Source organism: Halovivax ruber XH-70 (assembly GCF_000328525.1).
Taxonomy (GTDB): Archaea; Halobacteriota; Halobacteria; order Halobacteriales; family Natrialbaceae; genus Halovivax; species Halovivax ruber.
In genome coordinates this window covers 508,904-528,430 of the sequence record NC_019964.1, presented here as the reverse complement: position 1 = coordinate 528,430, position 19,527 = coordinate 508,904, and the positions used below count along the sequence as shown (strand labels likewise).

Below are 19,527 nucleotides of genomic sequence, written 5' to 3'. Positions count from 1 at the left end.
ACCCTCGCCGACTCACGATGGCGACAGAGACTGATGGCAACGTTTACACGTTGGGCCTGGAAACCGCCAGCCATGGCCGCCATCCAACTCAGCGGCGTCACGAAGCGCTACGGTGACGTCGCCGCCCTCCGCGGCATCGACCTCACTGTCGAGCGCGGCGAGGTCTTCGGCTTCCTCGGTCCAAACGGGGCCGGTAAGTCGACGACGATCGATATCCTCCTGCGCTATACGCACCCGACCGACGGTCGCGTCGAAGTCCTCGGCCACGACGTGGCGACCGATCCCGTCGCCGTCCGGCGCGAGACCGGCGTCCTCCCCGAGGGATTCGCCCCCTTCGAGACGATGACCGGGCGCCAGCACGTCGAGTACGCCATCGAGGCGAACGCGGCCGACGACGATCCCGACGAGTTGCTCGAACGCGTCGACGTGGCCCACGCCGCCGATCGCCTGGCGACGGGGTACTCGAAGGGAATGGCCCAGCGCCTCACCCTCGCGACGGCGCTCGTCGGCGAACCGGACCTGCTCATCCTCGACGAACCGTCGACGGGGCTCGACCCCCACGGCGTCCGGACGATGCGCGAGATCGTGCGCGAGGAGTGCGACCGGGGCGCGACGGTGTTCTTCTCGAGTCACATCTTAGAACAGGTCGAGGCGGTCGCCGACCGCGTCGGCATCTTGAGCGACGGACAACTTCTCACCGTGGACACGATCGACGGCCTCCGCGACGGCGTCGGCGCGACCGGTGAACTGACCGTGACGCTCGAACCCGATGCGGGTAGTCTGGCCGAGTCAACCGGGAGCCCCGGTGGGACCGCTACGGCGGAGGCGACTGGAAGCCACAGTGAGACTGCCGGGTCGTCGACCAGGGGATCGGGCCAACGGACTCCTGCGAATCCGAGCCAGGGATCCGTCGCCGATCCCGTCGCCGTCGTCGAGTCGATCGATGGAGTCGACGCCGTCAGCCGGCGCAGCGACGAACTGGTCGTCACCTGCCGCCGCGAGGCGAAGCTGGGCGTCCTCGACGAACTGCGTGACGCCGGCCTGGTGATCCGCGACTTCACCACCGAGGAGACGTCGCTCGAGGACCTCTTCGTCTCCTACACGGAGGGAGATCGATGAGCTGGACGCTGATCGCCCAGAAGGAGATCGGCGACCTCCGGCGGAATCGCCAGCTCTACGGAATGGCCGTCCTGTTCGCCGCGATGTTCGGCCTGCTCGGCTACATCCACGCGAACTCGGTGAACGATGGATTCGGCTCACCGAACGAGTTGGTCATGCTGATCGGAATGCTCGGCACGTACATCATCCCAGCCGTCGCGCTCATGCTCTCCTACGAGACCATCGTCAAGCGCCGGCACAACGGCCAGCTGGAACTCCTGCTTGGATTTCCCCACCACCGTCGAGACCTCGTCCTCGGCGGGTACGTCGGCCGATTTCTGGTCGTCGCGACCGTGATCGTCGCCGGCCTCTGGGCCTGTGGAATGGTCGTCGTCCTCATGGGAGCGACGGTTCTTGGAGCGGCCTACATGGCGTTCCTGTTCGTCTCGCTCGTGCTCGCACTGGCCTACACGGCCGCCGGGATCACCATCTCGGCGAGCGTTCGCTCGCCATCGTGGGCCTCGGTCGCCACCTTCAGCGTCTACCTCATGTTCGTCCTCGCCTGGCGAATCGTTCCCTCGGGCCTCGCGTACCTGCTAAATGGATTCGAGCGGCCAGCCACCTCGCCGTGGTGGACGGAGTACGTCCTGACGCTGTCGCCGAACCTGGCCGTCGAAGAGATTTTCGTGTGGATGCTTCCCGAATCGACCGCCGAGTCGATCGCGCTAGCAGGGAGCGGTTCCGGCGTCGAATTCGCTGCAGTCGTCCTGCTCGCCTGGATCGTCCTGCTTCCCCTCGCTGGCTACCTGCGCTTCGACCGAACCGACCTCTAGACCATCGGGCAGCCCACTGATTGCGAGGGGCCCATCTTCTCGGGAGCCGGCGTGTGGTCACCCGGCCAGTCACGGTCGGAACGCCGCATCGTCCCGGTTCTCTCGGCTGCGGCCGTTCAGCACGTCGCGTCGGGATCGCGCTCACTCGTCCTCCTCGGGCGGCACGTCGAGGGGGTCGTCGGGATCGCGCTCACTCGTCCTCCTCAGTCGGTACGTCGAGGGGACCGTCGGGGTCGATCACCGTTCGGGCGGGAATCGGATTCGTGGCCGGTGGGTGGCGGGCAACGAGTCGCTGAAATCGTGTGAGATCCGCCGAATCGTCCCGTTCGATCTCGTCGAACTCGACGACGATCCGGTCGTCCTCCGCGGCAATGTGAACCGCGGTTAGCCGAAACGTCGGGTAGTAGATGCCGGGAAGGCGAGCAAACCACGTCTCCACGTGTTGGAGTTTCTTCAACCAGGTACCGGTGTTGACGACGACGCGATCGCCCCACCGGGTGAGCGACGCGCGGTGGGTGTGCCCGTAGACGAAAACGGCGACGTCCGGGTGAGATTCGAAGACATCTCGCGCGGCGTTCAGGAACGGTTCGTCCCCCTGGCCGACGCGAACACCGGACAGCATGACGCCGAATCGCCCGAGCGTGTGTTTGAGATCGCGTCTGAAAAACCACAACGGGACCGCGAGCAACAGCAAGATCGCGACGATCACGACGTTGATAGCGATGATGAGTTCGAGGACGATGTCGGCGACGCCGAGGGCGTTAACGACGGGGTTGTCGGTGAACAGCCACCGCGGGACGAGACCGGCGCTCTCCAAGACGGTCCCGACCAGGTACACCATCGTGATGTTGAAAAACACCAACAGCGGGACGACGATCGCCCGCAGGACCGGACTCATCTCCCGGTAGAAGTAGTTCGAGAAGAGCCAGCGCGGGATCTCCTCCATCGGGGTGACCGACTGGATGTCCCGGAGCCAGTTGCCCCTGGCACGATCCGAGTAGCGGCCCGCAGCGTCGACGATCCGCTGGACGACGAAGTACCCAACCGGCAGCGCGTCCGGATTGCCCCAGTCCGGCATTCGATTGTTCGAGTCGTGTTGCTGGCCGTGTTCGATCCAGATTCTGGCATCACCCACCTCCCGTGTGATGGCGATCGCCGGCTCCAGCGAGATGTTGTACGCAGCGAGCCGATCGACGTGGGACTGAGAGCACGCGAGATCGTAATCGTGGTTGCCCGGAATGAGCGTGATATCGATCGCCTCGCCGGTCGCGCGAAACTGTTCGAACACACGCGGATGGTCTTCGATCACTCGATCGAGTTTCGTGGGACCCGACGCGGTATCGGGCCGGTCCGACACGTCATCGTACTCCCAGAGGCCGAACGCGTCGCCGTTGATGATCAGTTCGACGTCGCCACCGCATTCCTCGAGGTCAGCCAGAAACGAGACGAGTTCCGCCTCGCAGTCGAGCGTGGTGAGTTGCTCCTCGCCACCCATGTGAAGGTCGCTGATAAAGACGTACTCGGTGGCCATTCGGGTGTCGGATGCCGGGCTACCACGGGTGCCGGAATAGTAGTTTGCCCGACGCGGGCGACCCACCAACTCCCTCTCCGCGGCGATCCAGGACAGACCAGCTGGAGACAGTGGCGGCTCGATCCTCACCGTTCCAGCGCTTCGGTCGCGCGCCCGTAGTACCGGACCCAGAGCAGTTGAAGCGGCGCGATGAGGAGGGGAACGACGTACGCGATCGAGAGGTTCACCGTTGCGACGGCGATCGAGAGGGTGAACGTCGCCGGCGAGATGAGCCCGCGAATCGTGATCAGGCGAGCGAGACGGGCGTCGATCCGGTCGGACGTGAACCCGGCGTGGGCGGCGTACGCCCAGACGGCGGTCAGCGTGATGCCGACCAGCGAGAGGTTCACGGCGTACAAGATCCAGGCGAACGTCGTCCCGTACGTACCCAGCACCTCCGTCGGGTACGGGAGAAACGAGATCGAGAGCAAGAAGCAGAGGTTGAGCCACAGGAGGAGGCGATCGTGTTCGACGATATCCCGAAAGAGACTGTGGTGGATCGTCCAGTAGAGGCCAACGATGGCGAAACTCAGCACGTAACTGACGACCAGCGTCTCCTGGTCGGCCAGCGCCGCGGGCAGCGCTGACGGCGCCACGTCCGGCACCTCGAACTGCAAGACGAGCAGCGTGAGCACGATGGCGAGTACCCCGTCGGTCAGCGCCTCGATGCGGTCGGTGCCGTCGCCACCGAGGAGAGCGACCATACGCCTCTCTCGACCCCGAGCGACGAAAAGCTCGTCCGGAGACACACTCGGCGAGACCGCCCGATTCGGGGCGAACCTCACCCGTTAAATGGGCGCGCACGGAAGGGGCGAGTATGCAGGTGAAATCGCGCCACCACCTCCGAAGCGACGACGTCTCGGCGGTCGAGACGGCCGTCGGTGACCGCCTCGGCGTCGATCTGGACGGGGACGCCTACGAACTGGTCGAGTTCGAAGATTCAGACTGGGAGGTCGTCCTCGTCGATGGCGAACCGCTGGTCGCGTACTTCGACGAGGAACCGTTCCTGACCGTCCGCGGGGCCAACGCCACCGAGCCGTCCGATCGGCTCGTGATCGTCGACGCCGGGGCCGTCTCGTTCGTCAGCGACGGCGCCGACGTGATGCGGCCCGGTATCGCCGACGTCCGCGGCGACGTCGCCGAGGGAGATCTCGTTCTGATCGCCGAGGAGTCCCACGAGAAGGTGCTTGCCGTCGGTCGCTCGCGCGTCGATAGTGACGACCTGCTCGGCGACTCCGGCAAGGTGATCGACTCGCTTCACTTCGTCGGCGACGACCTGTACACGTTCAGCGGGTGAGCGGCCAGTCAGCAGATGAGCAATCAGTCAACAGGTGAACAATCAGTGGCTGCGCTCGAGCGGGCGTGTTACTCCGCCGACGACACGTCGTCCATCGAGTCCTCCTCGTAGGCGTCCTCGTACCGTTCCAGCAGCGCTTCGTGGCCTTCGACGGCGAGTTCGTACGTTTCTCGCAGGTCCGCGATCGGCTCGCGCGAGGCGTCCTCCCGGAGGTCGTTGTACGACGGTTCGACTGCGTACTCCTGGGTATCCGCGACGAGCAGGGCCGCACTTTGCACCTCGAGGTCCGCCCGCTTGTCGCCGCCCTCGGCCTGCCCGGCTTCGAGGGCGTCGATCAGGCGTTCGGCGAGCGGACGGTCCTCGTCGCGCTGGGCCTCGTACGTCTCGGCGACGGACTCGATCACCGATTCACCCGTGAGGAGGTTGCCGGCGACGGTGTAGCGGTCGCCCTCGCGGTGGCCGTACCAGGGTTTGCACTCGTCGCCGGAGAAGACGAACGTCGAATCGGCGTCCACGCCGTGGAGCTGACGCTGGGGTGCGCCGTCATCCGCGGCGAGCAACGCCGAGAGTGCGTCGTCGACGGCCAGTCCGTCGTCGACGTAGGCGATGCCGTCCTGCCCGAGGTCGACGTTCACCAGACTCTGAGTGGCGATGGCGCCGTTCTCGCTCACGAACGGGCAAAGGGTTCCCACTGCGGGAAGCCGTGTCGTCACCGCCACGCCGAAGCGATGCTGCTCGTTGCCCTCGTCGTCCTCGTAGTGCTCGCCAACGCAGAGACTGAACGTCATAGCCGAGTACACTGACCAGGAGGGGATAAATGCGGGTTTCGAGGAGAATCGTGCATGAAACACGAACGCGAGTCGGAATCGATTCGCCGCTCTCGGCGTATAACCCGGTCCACTTCTGGGCGTGTTAGCCGACCCACCGCTCGACGAATTAACCGTGTCCAATCCCCGAGGAACCATCCAGGCCCGTCTGCTGTCGGATGGCTCGGCAGGCAATCCGGACCACACATCGTTAAGGCCGTCCGCACGCACTATCTTGTATGGTATATACAATACAGACGACTGTTCGAGGATCGTTCGACGAGGTCGTCGACGAGACGATCGACGCGCTCGAAGACGAGGGGTTCGGCGTCCTCACCGACGTCGACGTCCAGGCGACGTTTGCGGAAAAACTCGACGAGGAGTTCCGACAGTACCGCATTCTCGGCGCCTGCAACCCCGGACTCGCACACGAAGCACTCGGCGAGGAGATCGAACTCGGCGCACTGTTGCCATGCAACGTCGTGGTCTACGAGACCGACGAAGGAGCGATCGCGGTGAACGCGGTCGACGCGATACCACTCCTCGACCTCGCCGAGTCGTCCGAACTGGACGCGATCGGGAAGGAAGTACACGAGCGATACGAGCGCGTCGTCGAGACGATCGACGAGTCGCTCGGTGACTCGGACGCCTGAGTCCCATCGACACAGTCGAAGCGGGTCGACTGTCGCCCGGGAGCGTACCGGGACAACCTCGTCACCCGTCGGTAGACAGAGAGTGGATAGTGAACGGCCCTACTCGGACGCGTCGTAGCCCGCGTCGTCGACTGCAGTGACGAGCGCGGTCGGATCGACATCTCCCTCGACGGTGGCCGACTCCGCCTCACGGTCTGCGGTCGCCGTCGTGACGCCGTCGACGTCTTCGAGCGCCGATTCGACCGTCTGTTCACAGTGTCCGCACGTCATTCCTTCGACAGTGATCGTTTCTGGCATATCGGTCGTCCGATAGTAGGGGTTGGACGACTTTCCCACTTGCTGCTTCGAATGCAAAGCGATACCGCCAGCAAAACCCGCACGCCAAAACTTTCTGTGCGGTGTGCTTTGCGTGTGCGGGAGTGGTCGTGCCGATCGAAGTGTTCGTGCCGATCGAAGTGTTGGAACCGACGGAGCGTCCGTGACGGGAGTGAGTTAAAAAGAGAGAGAGAGAGAGAGAGAGAGAGAGAGAGAGAGAGAGAGAGAGAGAGAGAGACGGACTTCGGATGGCGTCGTCACCGATCGACGAGGCTAGATCCAGAAACGGCAGGTCCGCAGTGAGAATCGGTTCTGGACGGTGTTCGCCCCGTCAGCGGAGCCAGCCGAGGAGGCGATAGTCCTCGTCCGGCTTGTACCGGCGGAACAACAGGCTGTTCGACAGCACCGACACGCTCGAGAACGCCATCGCGGCCGCGGCCAGCACGGGCTGGAGCAGGCCCAGCGAGGCCAACGGGATCAGCGTCGTGTTGTAACCGAGCGCCCAGACGAGGTTCTGCTTGATCTTCTGGAGTGTCGCGTCGGAGATGCGGATCGCCTTCACGACGTCGACCGGGTCGTCGCGCATCAGCGTGACGTCCGCGGCCTCGATGGCGACGTCGGTGCCGCTACCGATCGCCGTCCCGACGTGGGCGACCGCCAGCGCGGGCGCGTCGTTGACGCCGTCACCGACCATCATCGCCTTGCGGCCCTCCGCTTGAATCGCCTCGACCGCGTCGGATTTGTCCTCGGGCAGGACCTCTGCGCGGACGTTGTCGGGCTCGATCCCGACCTGTTCGGCGACCGCGCGGGCCGTCCGCTCGTTGTCGCCGGTGAGCATCATGACGTCGACGCCGCGATCGTGGAGATCGGCGACGGCGGCTTTCGCGCGCTCCTTGACGGTATCGGCGTCGGCGACGACGCCGATGAGTTCGCCGTCGGCAGCCACCAGCATCGCCGTCTTGCCCTCGTTCTCCAGCCGTTCCATCGTTTCCGCGGCGGGTTCGGGGTCGACCCCCGCGTCCCTGAGGAGTTTGCGATTGCCGACGAGAACCTCGGTCGCTCTCGGTTCGCTCCGCTCTCCGCTCGCCCTGCCGGAGCCGCGACGCGGCTCCCAGCCCTCTACCGTCGCGCGGATGCCGTGCCCCGGGACGTTTTCGAAGTCGTCGGGTGCATCGACGTCGATACCGCGTTCCTCGGCACCGTCGACGATCGCCTGCGCGAGCGGGTGTTCCGAGCCGTGCTCAGCCGTCGCGGCGAGTTCGAGCACGCGGTCCTCGTCGAGGCGCTTACGGCCTTCGACCTGTCCGCCGTCGGTCGCCGGCTCGCCCCCGTCAGCCGCGGGCGTGCCGTCACCGTCGAACACGACGACGTCGGTTAGCTCCATCTCGCCTTCGGTGAGGGTTCCCGTCTTGTCGAAGACGACGGTGTCGACGTCCTTCGCACGCTCCAAGATGTCACCGCCCTTGAAGAGGACGCCATTTTGCGCGCCGATCGTGGTCCCGACCATCGTCGCGGCAGGCGTCGCTAATCCGAGCGCGCAGGGACAGGCGATGAGCACCGAGGAGGCGAAGACGACGATGGCGAACTCGAAGACGGAGATGGTGCCGCCGGCTTCGGAGGGGCCGCCGGCGACCTGCTCCCACAGCGGGAGCCAGTCGACGAAGCCTGCGAGCGCCTCGGGGAAGAGGAACCAGACGATCCCCCAGAAGAGGGCGTTCACGATCACGGCCGGAACGAAGTACGCCGAGATCCGGTCGGCGAGGTTCTGGATCTCCGGCTGGCGTGACTGGGCGTCCTTCACCGTGCGGACGATCTGCTGGAGGGCGGTATCCTCGCCGACCTTCGTCGCCTCGACGGTCAGCACGCCGTTCTCGTTGATCGTCGAACCGACGACGTCGTCGCCGTCACGTTTCTCGACGGGGACCGACTCGCCGGTGACCATCGATTCGTCGACGGCGGACTGACCGTCGACGACGACACCGTCGGTCGGAATTTTCTCGCCGGGGCGAACCTTCATCCGGTCGCCCTCGGTCACGTCCTCCAGCGGCACTTCCTCCTCGGTGCCGTCGTCGCGGACGACTGTGGCCGTCTCGGCCTCCATCTCGAGGAGCTTTCGAAGCGCATCGCCCGCCTGTCCCTTCGAGCGGGCCTCGAGGTAGTTCCCCAGCGTGATGAACACGAGGATGAACGCAGCCGTATCGAAGTAGGTATCGCCGGCGACCAGCCCCAGCAAGACCGCGACGCTGTAGAGGTAGGCCGTCGAGGAGCCGAGCGCGATCAGGACGTCCATGTTCGCCCGGCCGTTCGTCACGATGGCCTTGTAGGAATTCTTGTAGAACGGCCAGCCGAGTGCCGCCTGAACCGGCGTCGCGAGGAGGAACTCGACCCAGCTGAGTTCGACGCCAAATATCGAGTGGGGGAATATCGTCCCCCCGAGCAAGATCATGTCGGCCATGAAGAGCAACATTGGAAGGGAGAGGACGGCCCCGAACAGCGTCAGTCGAAGGTGTTTCCGGATCTCCTCGTTGCGGGCGGCGTCGCGCCGATCCTGCTCGGTCTCGTCGTCTCCGTCGTCGCGGATCGGCGTGTAACCGGCCTCCTCGACGGTGTCGTACAGGGTTGCGCGGTCGACCTCGGCCGGGTTGTACGCGACCTGCGCTTCGTCCGTCGCGTAGTTCGCAGTCGCCTCGACGACACCCGGGACCAGTTCGAGCGCTTCTTCGTTGGTCGAGGCACAGTTCGCACACGTCATGTCGGAGATGCCGATCGAGACCGTCTCGCGACGAGCGTGGTAGCCGGCCCCGTCGATCGCGTCGTAGATCTCGGTCAACGAGGTCTTCGCGGGGTCGTACGTGACTGATCCTTCGTCCGTTGCAAAGTTCACGCTGGCCCCGGTGACGCCGTCGAGCGCTTCCACCGCGTCGGTGACCGACTGCGAGCAGTTGGCACAGCTCATCCCCTGGATTTCGAGCCGTGCGGTTCGGGTACTCATTATCAATCCTACGCGCCACTCACTTACCCCGTTTTCCGATTAGAAGGCAAAGGTAGGTGTGGGCTAGTCTTTCGAATACAAAGCCTCATGCGCCAGCTTCGAATCGGTCGTAGCGCTCGACGAACCGGCTCTGACACGAAGAACAACAGAAGTGATAGACCCGGTCGTCGATCCGCTCGGACTCGCCCTCGCTGTCGACCGTGTTTCCACACTCCGCGCACGTGAGCGCGAAGGCCGTGCCGCCGAGCGATGGCTGCCAGGCGACGTCGTCGATCAACGTGACCGTGTACTCGACGGACTCGGTGTCACCGATCACCCCGTCGAGCCACTGGCGGACGTTTTGTACCTGCGCGCGGGCGTAGAACCAGAGCCCACCGTCGGCCGTCACGAACACGTGCTCGACAGCCTCGTCCGACTCGACACGCTCTCGGATCGTCGCGAGCTGAGCCGACTCCGTCGTGAGCTGGACGAACACCGGAACACCAGCCTGTAGCTGCGATCGATCGACGTCGACGGTGAACCCGTTGATGACGCCCGTCTCCTCGAGTCGGCTCACCCGGTCGGAGACGGCCGGCCCCGAGAGGTCGACTTCGTCGGCAATCTCGCTGAAGGGACGACGCGCGTCTTCGCCAAGCATCCGAAGGATCTCGAGATCGGTCTCGTCCAGCGTGTGCATGGTCTGGCTAGGTAGCGGAGACAAGTATATCTCCCGGATCGGTTTTGAATCGAAAGTTGAAGCTGAGTACTACCTTCGAACAGAATCTACTCGGGGGGCAACGCGCCGTCCCAGCGCGTGGTGGGTATCCAACGGTCGACTCCCCCTGCCACAGCCCACTCCTCGATGCAGACACCTGTGCGACGAACGGTCGGTGGTGAGATGTGCCAGCCTACGTGGAACACACCGCCAGCGTCAGCGGCCAGCTCGTCGCCATGGGCGGGTGAAAGTACGTCTGACGTAAGTATTATACTCGCGGCGGCGGACGTGTGTTCCATGGGCCTCATGAGCAAAATCCTCGGTGGCGGCGGCGGGCGAACGACCGAGGACTACGTGGAACTCAATATCGACGACGTCGCGGCCGACCCTGGCGAGGCGACGATGTCCGTTCGCTTCGCCGAGATCGACGGCCAATCGGCCACGATCGACATCAAAGACGCCGTCTACGACGGCGATCTCGTCGTCGCAGACATCACCAGACTCCGGACGCAGGACAAAACCGTCGAACACGTTCTAGACGAGCTCCGGCAGGTCGTCCAGGAGGTCGGCGGCGACATCGTCCAGAAGGGCGACGACCAGATCATCGTCACGCCGACCGGCGTCTCTATCTCTCGCGAAAAGCTCGGCCAGTAGTGGCCGATCACTCCGTGCGATCGAGCTGTTCTCGCATCCGGATGCCGAAGTGCCCACTGGCACCGACCGTGATCCCGACCATGTACAGCGCCGTGAGCGTGACGCCGAGCGACGCGCTCTCGACGGGCGAGTCGGTCTCGTCCTGCCGATCTGACAGCGACGCGCACACGTCGACGATCTTCCGGGTCGCCCGCGTCGTCAGGCTTTCGGGGTGGCGCTCCAGTGTGTCGGCGATGGGCGGACTGATCCGGTAGTAGAGCCCGACCATGCCGCGACCGACCGGTGTCGCCGCCATCGACTCGTCGCGGAACCGACGCAGCGAGTCGAGCGTCGGGCCCTCGCCGGCGGTGGCGGTCGTGATGAAACAACCGCCACCGCCGCCACTATCGTTCTGACACTCCGTCGTCCCGCTGCAGTTCGAGGGTGACTGGAGCCCGAGCGCCGCGGCGACGTTGAGACGGCCGGCGCCAGCGTCATCCGAACACCGACAGATGTCGTCGGCCGTGTTCGTCAACTGCTGGCGTGCGTCGGTGTTCGAGTAGCCGTTGGCCATCAACTGTCCACCGGCACCGGCGACGTGCGGACACGCCATCGAGGTCCCGTCGAGGCTGGTGTATCCCCCGTCGTTGTACGTCGAGTAGACGCCCGCACCAGGTGCGGCGATATCGATCTCCGGGCCGGTCGAGGAGAACGACGCGATATCGTCGTTCGAGTCCGTCGCGCTGACCGCCATCACCGTGTCGTAAGCCGCCGGGTAGCTCACACAATCCGAGCACTCGCCGTCGTTGCCGGCGGCGGCGACGACCAGCACGCCGTTGTTGGTCGCGTACTGGCAGGCGTCCTCCAGCGCCGAGCTGCCCGTCGACCCACCGAGGGAGAGCGAGGCCACGTCGTAGCCCTGGTTGGCGACCCACTCGACGCCAGCCGCGATATCGGAGAAGTTGCCGCCCCCGCCGCTGTCGAGTACCTTCGCCGCGTGAAGAGTCGCCTCCGTCGAGACGCCGACGACGCCTTCGGTGTTGTCGTCCGCGTTGGCAATGCCGGCACAGTGGGTGCCGTGACCGTTGTCGTCGTCCCACGATCCGGTGCCAGTGAAGTCGGCGCCGTTTCCGAGATTCGCCTGCAGATCAGGGTGATCTTGGTCGATACCGGTGTCGACGATGGCGATGTCCGCCCCGGCGCCCGTCTCGCCGTTGTCGTGGGCGACGTCGGCCTCGACGATGTCGATGCCGTAGGGCACGTCCTGAGCCAGCGCGTGCATACGGCCCTCCTTCTCGACGTACCTGACGTTCGGGTTGTTCTGTAGCGCCGAGATGGCGTTGTCCGAGAAGGTCCCGGCGACGACCCTGCCGATGTCGCCGAAGTCGAGTTCCCGGTGGACCGACTCTGCCTGGGTGGTCGCGACCGAGGCGTCGCTGCCGGGCTGGAGCCCGACGAGTGTGCGTCCGGTCGGTTCGGCAAGTGCTGTTCCAGCGAAGCCCGTTGCAGCCGCGCCGGCCGCGGCGGTTCTGAGTACCGTTCGTCGTGTTGGTGATTCTGCTGGCATGGATTGCTCCCGGCGCACGGCGCCCGTTCGCCCGACACGTCCGCCCGCGATACCTCGCGCAGGTCACAGGACCCGCGCTCGCCCACCGACTCGAACCGACTATCGGGTTCGGCCCGTCGCTCCTTTCGACCCGACCGCGTCGTCACGTCCGCCGCCCTCCCGGTGCCGGTCGTCCGACGTTCCGGCCGCGTGGTACGTTCGAACACAGCATGCGCCTACCCACCAGCACAATACCATCGTATTTTAATATTTTTTCACTCTTCAACTATTACCTGATTCGGTAGACGTTCGTGAATATCTCAGCCAAAAACACAAATAAACGCACGTTCAATTTCCCACGACGGCGAGTCGATAGCGGCAGATTTTGGTAACCATATAACAACATAACCACTAGCTATTTCCTAATTATATTTTCTAATTGACTGGTTCGCGTACGCTGGCGAGCGGACGCCTGCTGGCGGTTTCACAGTGACAATAGGGATACATCACGCGACGGAAGCGACGATGATACTGCACTGACCCCCTTCACCTGTGCAAGAGCTACCGGTACGGTTCTTCACCATCCGCAATACCATTCCGAAGAAACAGTGACGGGGGTCGACGATGTTCTACGCGGTGACGGTCTTCGTCTGCGTGCTCGTCTTACCCGCCGCGTCGGTGACGGTCAGGGTGATGTCGTAACTGCCCGACCCCTTCTTGTCCTCCAGGCGGGTGGTGCCGGACGCGCTCGATCCGCTCGCGCTCTCGCTGGCGGAATCGACCGTCGAGCCGTTCTGTTCCATGACGAGATCCACCGTCGAGAGGTCGCCGTCGGCGTCCGAGACCGCCCAGTCGACCTCGAAGCGAGCCCAGCCGCCGTTCGAACTGTTTCCAACCGCGAACTGATCGATGGCCGGCGCGGTGTCTCCGCCGGTGTCCTCGGTCTCACTAACCGTCGCGGTATCCGACGAGGACGCCCCGTCCGCGTCGGTGACGACCAGTTCGACGGTGTAGTCGTTCCCGGAGCCGTCGTCGCCGGTAGCGACCAGCCGATCCGTCCCGCTGGCAGTGTCGCCGCTGGCACTCACCGAGACGGTGTCCTCGGTCTCGCCGGCGGTGTCGTCGGTGAGCGTCAGGTCGACGCTATCGAGGTTGCCGTCGGCGTCCGAGACCGACCAGTCGACGTCGAACTCGGCGTCGCCGTCGTCGGTCTCGACCTCTGATGCCGAGAGACTGTCGACGGTGGGGGCACCGTTGCCGCCACCACCGTCCCCGCCAAGCACGGCCGCTTCGGCGTCGAGCAGCCCGTATCCCTGCTCGTTGTCGGCCAGGCCGATGTCCTCGGCCGTATCGCGCAGTTGCTGGCGGGCCTCGGTGTTCGTGTACCCGCTGGCCATCAACTGACCGCCCGCGCCGGCCACGTGCGGTGTCGCCATCGACGTTCCGGAAAAGGTGTCCAACCCGTTCGACGAGGACTCCGTCGGCACCGTCGAGAGGACGCCCTCGCCCGGCGCGGCGATCTCGACTTCGGGACCCGTCGAGGAGAAGCTCGCCAGCGAGTCGTCCTCGCTGGTCGCGGAGACGGCGATACACTCCTCGTACGCGGCGGGGTAGCCGACGCAGTCCGTGCACTCGCCATCGTTGCCCGCCGCGGCGACCAGCAACACGCCGTTGTCGTACGCGTACTGGCAGGCGTCCTTGACGACCTGGGAGGCCTCGCCGCCGAGACTCAACGAGGCGACGTCGAAGCCCTGGTCGGCTGCCCACTCGATGCCGGCCGCGATGTTGTCGTACGACCCCGAGCCGCAGCCGTTCAGAACCTTGCCGGCCCAGAGATTCGCTTCGGTCGAGACGCCGACGACGCCCTCCGCGTTGTCCACGGCGTCGGCCGATCCGGCGCAGTGGGTCCCGTGATCGTTGTCGTCATCCCACGGTTCGGAGCACCCGTTCGAGTTGTCGTCACAGCCGCCGATCCCGCCGCTGGCCTGGCCGCAACACTCGTCGGCGAAGCACTTCCCGCCCGCAACGTTCGCCTGCAGGTCGGCGTGATCCGAGTCGATGCCCGTGTCGAGGATGGCGATGTCCGCACCGTCACCGGTCTCGCCGTTATCGTGGAGGACGTCCGCGTCGACGCGATCGATCCCCCATGGCGTCTCCTGGGCCAGCGCTTGCATCTGGTCGTTCGCCTCGACGTATCGCACGTTCGGGTTATTCTCGAGCGCCTTCCTCGCTTGCTCGGAGAACGTGCCGGAGACAGCCGTTCCGACGCCGCCGAAGTCGAACTCGCGCCGGACCGACGCCGCCGCCTCTTTTGCCACCCCAGGCCCGGTACCGCGCGCGAGTCCGACGACGTACTCGTCGTGACTGCTCGCAGTCGCCTTTCCTGCCAGTGCTGTTGTCGCTGCCCCTGCGCCGACGCCCCGAAGGACCGTTCGTCGTGATACTCTATCATTTGACATGGTAATTCACGTCACGGTTACACTCGGCATGGTTGAAGAATAAGCGTACTGGATGGTTACCCCCAATCCCTGTAACCATAGAACACAGTTATGCCAATTATCAAAAGTAGAACGGCGAAATGAGAACAGATTCACAATGCGGTGCAGCCCAGTGTCGCGCCGCAGTACGCCGTACAGTCGACTGATCGCGTCAATTCTGGGACCCCGGTACCGGGGTTGCAGCCTCCCAAGCGCGATCGAATCGCTCGGCCAGTTCGCGAACGAACGACTCCTCGCGAGAGATGACGACGCCGAGTCGATCCCTCGGATCGAACGGGTCTGGAATGTCGACGCTCACCTCTTCCTCGTCGACCACGTCGTAGGTGACCGGAATGTCGGGCCCGACCCGGATCGAAAGTGCCATCGATTCGTCGTGGAGGTCGGCGAGTGCGTGGTCCGGCATCGTCGACCGGACGGACTCGGCCAGCAGGAGTCGAACGGTGACGTCGCCGTCGATCCGCGCCGCGGGCGCAACTTCGGGGGCGTAGTCTGCCCACTCGGCCGTGTCGTACGGTGCGCCGACGACGAGGCGCAGGCAGTCCGTCGCCGTTCGGGCTTGCTCCTCCCAGAGCGTCACGGCAGCCTCGCTTCCGAGGTCGGTCGGCCAGAACCTGGTTTCGATCGGCGGCACCGGCGCGAGTTCCGAGCGAACGGCCGCGGCGGTTTCGCGGTACTCCGCCTCACGGCGGTCGAGATCGCGACGGCGGGCCGCCAGGAGTCGGTCGACGGCCTCGTCCGGGTCGACGGGCACGTACCGAGTCGGCTCCCGGTCGGTCCGGCTCGCGACGAGGTCGCGGGCGGCCAGGCTGCCCAACACGTCGTAGATTCGGCCGGTCGGGACGTCCGCTCGCTCCGCAGTAGTCCTCGCCGGCGCCGATCCCAGCGCCAACAACGCGCGGTACACCCGCTCCTCGTAGCTCGAAAGCCCGAGTTCGCTCAACCCGCTCATAGCGGCTCCGTCACAGCGAACGGAATAAGCGTTGCTGGATCGATCGGTCCCCAAGCGGACAACGTGGCGCAAGTGGTGGCGGATTTCACCGCGTACATATCGGGACCGGTGAAAGGGATCGACATGAATCCGTACGCACTGCTCACCGCGGCGATCCTCTCCGAACTCGTCGGAACGACCGCGCTCAAGCTCTCGGAGGGGTTCTCGCGGCCCGTTCCGAGCGTCGGCGTCGTCGTCGGATACGGGCTGGCGTTTTACCTGCTGTCGCTGACGCTGGATGAATTGCCGATCGGCGTCGTCTACGCGACGTGGGCGGCGCTCGGGATCGTCGGGGTGGCGGCGATCGGGTTCGTCGCGTTCGACGACTCGATAGATGCGGCCGGGATCGTCGGCTTGCTCCTCATCATCGCTGGCGTCTACTGCGTCAACGTGCTCTCCGAGATGTCGACGCACTGATCGACGCTGCCGGCCTCACAGCCGATACCCAGGGTTCGAACGAGGGCTAACGGAGCGGTCGCAAACACGCACAGTAGTTAGGGATTTGCCTCTCCGAATAACTTAAGTCGGGTGCGTCACCACTGGTAGTAAGATGGACCCAGCCGATTTCGCGGACGGGCCCGGCCGAATCGACGACTACGACGGGCTTCCGTGCCATCGCCCGGCCAGTTTACCGCCGGATCTCACCCTCACGGAGGACCTGCTCGCGGTCTACGGCGACGCCCAGTACGCCCTGGGTCGGCTGGCGACGCTCGAACGCCACCTCGAAAATCCGACGCTCCTGATCGCACCGTTCGTCCACCGTGAGGCCGCGATGAGTTCGCAGGTCGAGGGGACGAACGTCACGATTTCGGACATCTACGCCCACGAGGTCGGCGCATCGCCGAAACGCGCCGCCGCGGAGCTCGCGGACGTCCGCGAGGCGTACAACTACGTCGACGCCGTCACCCACGGATTCGAACGACTCGATGAAGGTGCGTCGATCGACGTCGAACTGATCCGAACCCTCCACGAAAAACTCCTGGGCGGCGTCCGCGGCGAGGAGGACCGGCCGGGAGAGCTTCGCGACGTCCCCGTCTACATCGGGGCGCCGGACGACGGCCCCGACGGCGCGTCGTTCGTCCCGGCGAGTCCGGACTACGTCGACCTCCTCTTAGAACAGTGTCTCTCGTACCTGCGGCGCGGAGAGTACCCGCCGCTGATCGACACCGCACTCGTCCACTACCAGTTCGAGGCCATCCATCCCTTCCGCGACGGCAACGGCCGCCTCGGCCGCCTGCTCATCATGCTTCAACTCTACGAGGCCGGCCTCCTTCCGGGGCCGTACCTCTATCTCAGCGCCTACTTCAAACGTCACGGGATCGCCTACCGCGAGAAGCTGCTGCAAGTCAGTACCGACGGCGCCTACGAGGAATGGGCCGTCTTCGTGCTGGACGCCATCGCCGAACAGGCCATCGACGCCTACGACTGCGGTGTCGCCCTGACCGACCTCCGCGAGGACTACCGCGCGAAATTCCCGAGTTTCCCCACCGCGCGCGAACTCGTCGACTACGTCTTCGAACAGCCCTACCTCACCGGTCCCCGCGCCGTCGAGGCGACCGGCCGCTCGAAACCCTCCGTCTACGACGCCATCGAGGCGCTCGAAGCGGAGGGTATCGTCGTTGAAACGACCGGCCAGGAGCGCAACAAGGTCTACGAGGCGCCAGAGGTGCTTTCGGTGCTGGACTCGGGCTAACCGAACGCGGTCGACCGTCGGCCGACCGGAATGGCACGCCCCACTGGATGGAGATGGGGTAACCAGCAGCTGACGATCGGCGGGTTTAGTTAGATATCTCCCCCCTATCCCTAATCACGTGGCGGTCGAGCGCCACCGTGGTTCGGCGACGACCGGGCCGCGAAACCGACCGCGATGAAAACACCGGTATTGAGCCAGGACGAATCCGCCATATGGTCGGGCTCGAACGCGGCACGGTCGAACTCGTTACACATCGCGAATGCTGGCGGGGAACGTTCGAGGCCGAGGCCAACCGGCTGCAAGACATCGCGGGAGATCGACTTCGCGAAATCGAACACGTCGGCTCGACCGCCGTCGAGGGCCTCCCCGCCAAACCCATTATCGACCTCCTGGGTCTCGTCGACTCACTCGAGACGGCCCGCGAACTCGTCTCCGTGCTCGAAGACCACGGCTACGAACACCGACCGAACGACGACGTCGAGGACCGGGTCTTTCTCGCGAAGGGGCCGGAAACCGAGCGAACGCACTACCTCTCGTTGACGACGCCTGGCAGCGCGACCCATCGTGAACAGGTCGCGTTCAGGGATTACCTGCGAGCCACTCCCAGCGTCGCGAGTCGATACGCGGAGCTGAAGCGCGAGCTCGCCGCACGATATCCGGACGATCGGGCGAGTTACACCCGGGGCAAGTCGGACTTCGTCGAATCGATCGTCGACCGGGCGCTCGACGAGGAACTGGAGGACTAACTGCTCGGCAGTATCATCGACGCTTAGTTACCCAGCTGATGGCTTGCTAACCAGGACTCCGTCGACGGTGCTCGTCGGGAAACCCGATTGCACGTTCGCACGACAGAAGGTATATCATCCACCTAGAAAGTACATCAGTATCCTCGACAAATTGGCGTCCGAGGGAACTCAGATGGACGAAGACCGAGCGTCGGGAGAGATCACAATCCCAGGCTACGACACGCTCGCCGAACGAGGTGACGCCGTCGAAACGAGTCCGTGGGGCGACAGCGCCTACCAGCGCCACTACGTCTGGCCGGGCGTCGAACCACTTCTCCCCGAACTCTCCGGGGCGCGAGTGCTCGACGCCGGCTGCGGGATCGGTGAATACGTGGGTCGGTTTCTCGAGCGCGGTGCCGACGTCGTCGGTTTCGACGCCAGCGCCGAGGCCACTGCCATCGCGCGAAAGCGCTACGGCGACCGTGCCACGTTCTATCGAGCGGACCTCACCGAACCGCTCGAATTCGTACCTGACGACGCGTTCGACCTGGTGTTCTGCAACCTCGTGCTGGACCACGTCGAGGACTGGAAACCGGCGTTCACGGCGTTCCGGCGACACCTCGCTCCTGACGGGGAGTTGGTGTTCACGACGATCCACCCGATGCGCCGCTACCGGCGCCACCGCGACGAGCTCTCGGGCTACCACGAGACGGACTCGTACGTCCTCGAGTGGGGAGAGACGGACGCCCAGATCGTGCAGTACCACCGACCAATCGAGGAGATCGTCGACTCGCTCGGTGAGAGTGGTTTTCGCCTGGACGAGTTTCGAGAGATACGACCGCGAGAGCGCTACGAGGCCCATAATCCTGAACGGTACGAGACGGCGATGGAAGCGCCCGACACGCTTTGCGTACGGGCGAGACCGATCGGGACCGACCGATAGAACCCTGGATTCGTGAGAAGGGCAATCCTCCCGCTTGGAACGGGCTCACTATCGATCAGCGCGGGGCCACCATAGTTAGGGCTATATCGTCTTTCCTACCCACACCCCTCCCGGACGGCCTCCGGAAGGGAACGAACTACGGCAGTAGAGTCGATCCGACCACCGGCGCCGCAACCGATGAAGCGTACGGCGCGCGAAGCGCGCCGTTTCACCGCGAGCGCATCCGCGCTCGCGGCCTTTTTC

The 19,527-nt window shown here is 64.8% G+C and carries 18 protein-coding genes; 9 read left to right on the top strand and 9 right to left on the bottom strand.

Annotation, left to right across the window (positions count from 1 at the left end; translation table 11 throughout):
* Nucleotides 1-72 precede the first annotated feature (72 nt).
* Nucleotides 73-1,119, top strand: coding sequence for an ABC transporter ATP-binding protein (locus tag HALRU_RS02365; protein WP_015299812.1), 1,047 nt, complete (start codon nucleotides 73-75; stop codon nucleotides 1,117-1,119).
* Nucleotides 1,116-1,931 carry an ABC transporter permease gene (locus HALRU_RS02360; RefSeq protein WP_015299811.1) on the top strand — a complete coding sequence of 272 codons (816 nt, stop codon included), beginning with the start codon at nucleotides 1,116-1,118 and terminating at the stop codon, nucleotides 1,929-1,931. The genes HALRU_RS02365 and HALRU_RS02360 overlap by 4 nt, the downstream gene beginning before the upstream one ends.
* A 190-nt stretch (nucleotides 1,932-2,121) precedes the next feature.
* Here the strand turns inward: HALRU_RS02360 and HALRU_RS02355 are convergent, their stop codons facing one another.
* Nucleotides 2,122-3,462, bottom strand: coding sequence for a metallophosphoesterase (locus HALRU_RS02355; protein WP_015299810.1), 1,341 nt, complete (start codon nucleotides 3,460-3,462; stop codon nucleotides 2,122-2,124).
* Nucleotides 3,463-3,587: 125 nt separating this feature from the next.
* Nucleotides 3,588-4,205, bottom strand: coding sequence for a TMEM175 family protein (locus HALRU_RS02350; RefSeq protein ID WP_015299809.1), 618 nt, complete (start codon nucleotides 4,203-4,205; stop codon nucleotides 3,588-3,590).
* Between the two features lie 113 nt (nucleotides 4,206-4,318).
* On the opposite strand from HALRU_RS02350, the gene HALRU_RS02345 reads away from it, so the two are divergent.
* Nucleotides 4,319-4,798 (top strand): RNA-binding protein, encoded by a 480-nt coding sequence (locus HALRU_RS02345; protein WP_007699066.1) that lies wholly within the window; start codon nucleotides 4,319-4,321, stop codon nucleotides 4,796-4,798.
* Between the two features lie 68 nt (nucleotides 4,799-4,866).
* On the opposite strand, the gene HALRU_RS02340 is transcribed toward HALRU_RS02345, so the two are convergent.
* Nucleotides 4,867-5,586, bottom strand: a complete 720-nt coding sequence (locus tag HALRU_RS02340) for a DUF1028 domain-containing protein (RefSeq protein ID WP_015299808.1) — start codon at nucleotides 5,584-5,586, stop codon at nucleotides 4,867-4,869.
* Nucleotides 5,587-5,843: 257 nt separating this feature from the next.
* On the opposite strand from HALRU_RS02340, the gene HALRU_RS02335 reads away from it, so the two are divergent.
* On the top strand, nucleotides 5,844-6,257 hold the full coding sequence (locus HALRU_RS02335) for a DUF302 domain-containing protein (protein WP_015299807.1): 414 nt from the start codon (nucleotides 5,844-5,846) through the stop codon (nucleotides 6,255-6,257).
* Between the two features lie 99 nt (nucleotides 6,258-6,356).
* On the opposite strand, the gene HALRU_RS02330 is transcribed toward HALRU_RS02335, so the two are convergent.
* The 3 genes from HALRU_RS02330 to HALRU_RS02315 form a co-directional block, all read right to left on the bottom strand.
* Entirely contained in the window at nucleotides 6,357-6,554 is a 198-nt protein-coding gene (locus tag HALRU_RS02330; protein WP_007699075.1) for a heavy-metal-associated domain-containing protein, read from the bottom strand.
* 349 nt (nucleotides 6,555-6,903) lie between these two features.
* Nucleotides 6,904-9,564, bottom strand: a complete 2,661-nt coding sequence (locus tag HALRU_RS02320) for a heavy metal translocating P-type ATPase (protein WP_015299806.1) — start codon at nucleotides 9,562-9,564, stop codon at nucleotides 6,904-6,906.
* Between the two features lie 85 nt (nucleotides 9,565-9,649).
* Entirely contained in the window at nucleotides 9,650-10,240 is a 591-nt protein-coding gene (locus tag HALRU_RS02315; RefSeq protein WP_015299805.1) for an AsnC family transcriptional regulator, read from the bottom strand.
* Between the two features lie 315 nt (nucleotides 10,241-10,555).
* Here HALRU_RS02315 and HALRU_RS02310 point away from each other — a divergent pair, with 315 nt between their 5' ends.
* Entirely contained in the window at nucleotides 10,556-10,912 is a 357-nt protein-coding gene (locus tag HALRU_RS02310; RefSeq protein ID WP_007699084.1) for a cell division protein SepF, read from the top strand.
* A 7-nt stretch (nucleotides 10,913-10,919) separates the two neighbouring features.
* On the opposite strand, the gene HALRU_RS02305 is transcribed toward HALRU_RS02310, so the two are convergent.
* From HALRU_RS02305 to HALRU_RS02295, 3 genes are all read right to left on the bottom strand, one after another.
* Nucleotides 10,920-12,458, bottom strand: a complete 1,539-nt coding sequence (locus HALRU_RS02305; RefSeq protein ID WP_015299804.1) for a S8 family peptidase — start codon at nucleotides 12,456-12,458, stop codon at nucleotides 10,920-10,922.
* Between the two features lie 608 nt (nucleotides 12,459-13,066).
* A complete protein-coding gene (locus tag HALRU_RS02300) occupies nucleotides 13,067-14,896 on the bottom strand; it encodes a S8 family peptidase (RefSeq protein WP_015299803.1) in 1,830 nt (609 codons plus the stop codon).
* A 190-nt stretch (nucleotides 14,897-15,086) separates the two neighbouring features.
* On the bottom strand, nucleotides 15,087-15,884 hold the full coding sequence (locus HALRU_RS02295) for a TrmB family transcriptional regulator (protein ID WP_015299802.1): 798 nt from the start codon (nucleotides 15,882-15,884) through the stop codon (nucleotides 15,087-15,089).
* A 123-nt stretch (nucleotides 15,885-16,007) separates the two neighbouring features.
* Between HALRU_RS02295 and HALRU_RS02290 the strand changes: the two genes are divergently transcribed.
* The 4 genes from HALRU_RS02290 (at nucleotide 16,008) to HALRU_RS02275 (ending at nucleotide 19,284) form a co-directional block, all read left to right on the top strand.
* Entirely contained in the window at nucleotides 16,008-16,340 is a 333-nt protein-coding gene (locus tag HALRU_RS02290) for a DMT family transporter (RefSeq protein WP_148680405.1), read from the top strand.
* 133 nt (nucleotides 16,341-16,473) lie between these two features.
* A complete protein-coding gene (locus tag HALRU_RS02285; RefSeq protein WP_015299800.1) occupies nucleotides 16,474-17,616 on the top strand; it encodes a Fic family protein in 1,143 nt (380 codons plus the stop codon).
* A gap of 212 nt (nucleotides 17,617-17,828) precedes the next feature.
* Nucleotides 17,829-18,362: a GrpB family protein gene (locus HALRU_RS02280; protein WP_015299799.1), complete on the top strand. Its 534-nt coding sequence runs from the start codon at nucleotides 17,829-17,831 to the stop codon at nucleotides 18,360-18,362.
* Nucleotides 18,363-18,534: 172 nt separating this feature from the next.
* Nucleotides 18,535-19,284, top strand: coding sequence for a class I SAM-dependent methyltransferase (locus HALRU_RS02275; protein WP_148680404.1), 750 nt, complete (start codon nucleotides 18,535-18,537; stop codon nucleotides 19,282-19,284).
* Nucleotides 19,285-19,527 lie beyond the last annotated feature (243 nt).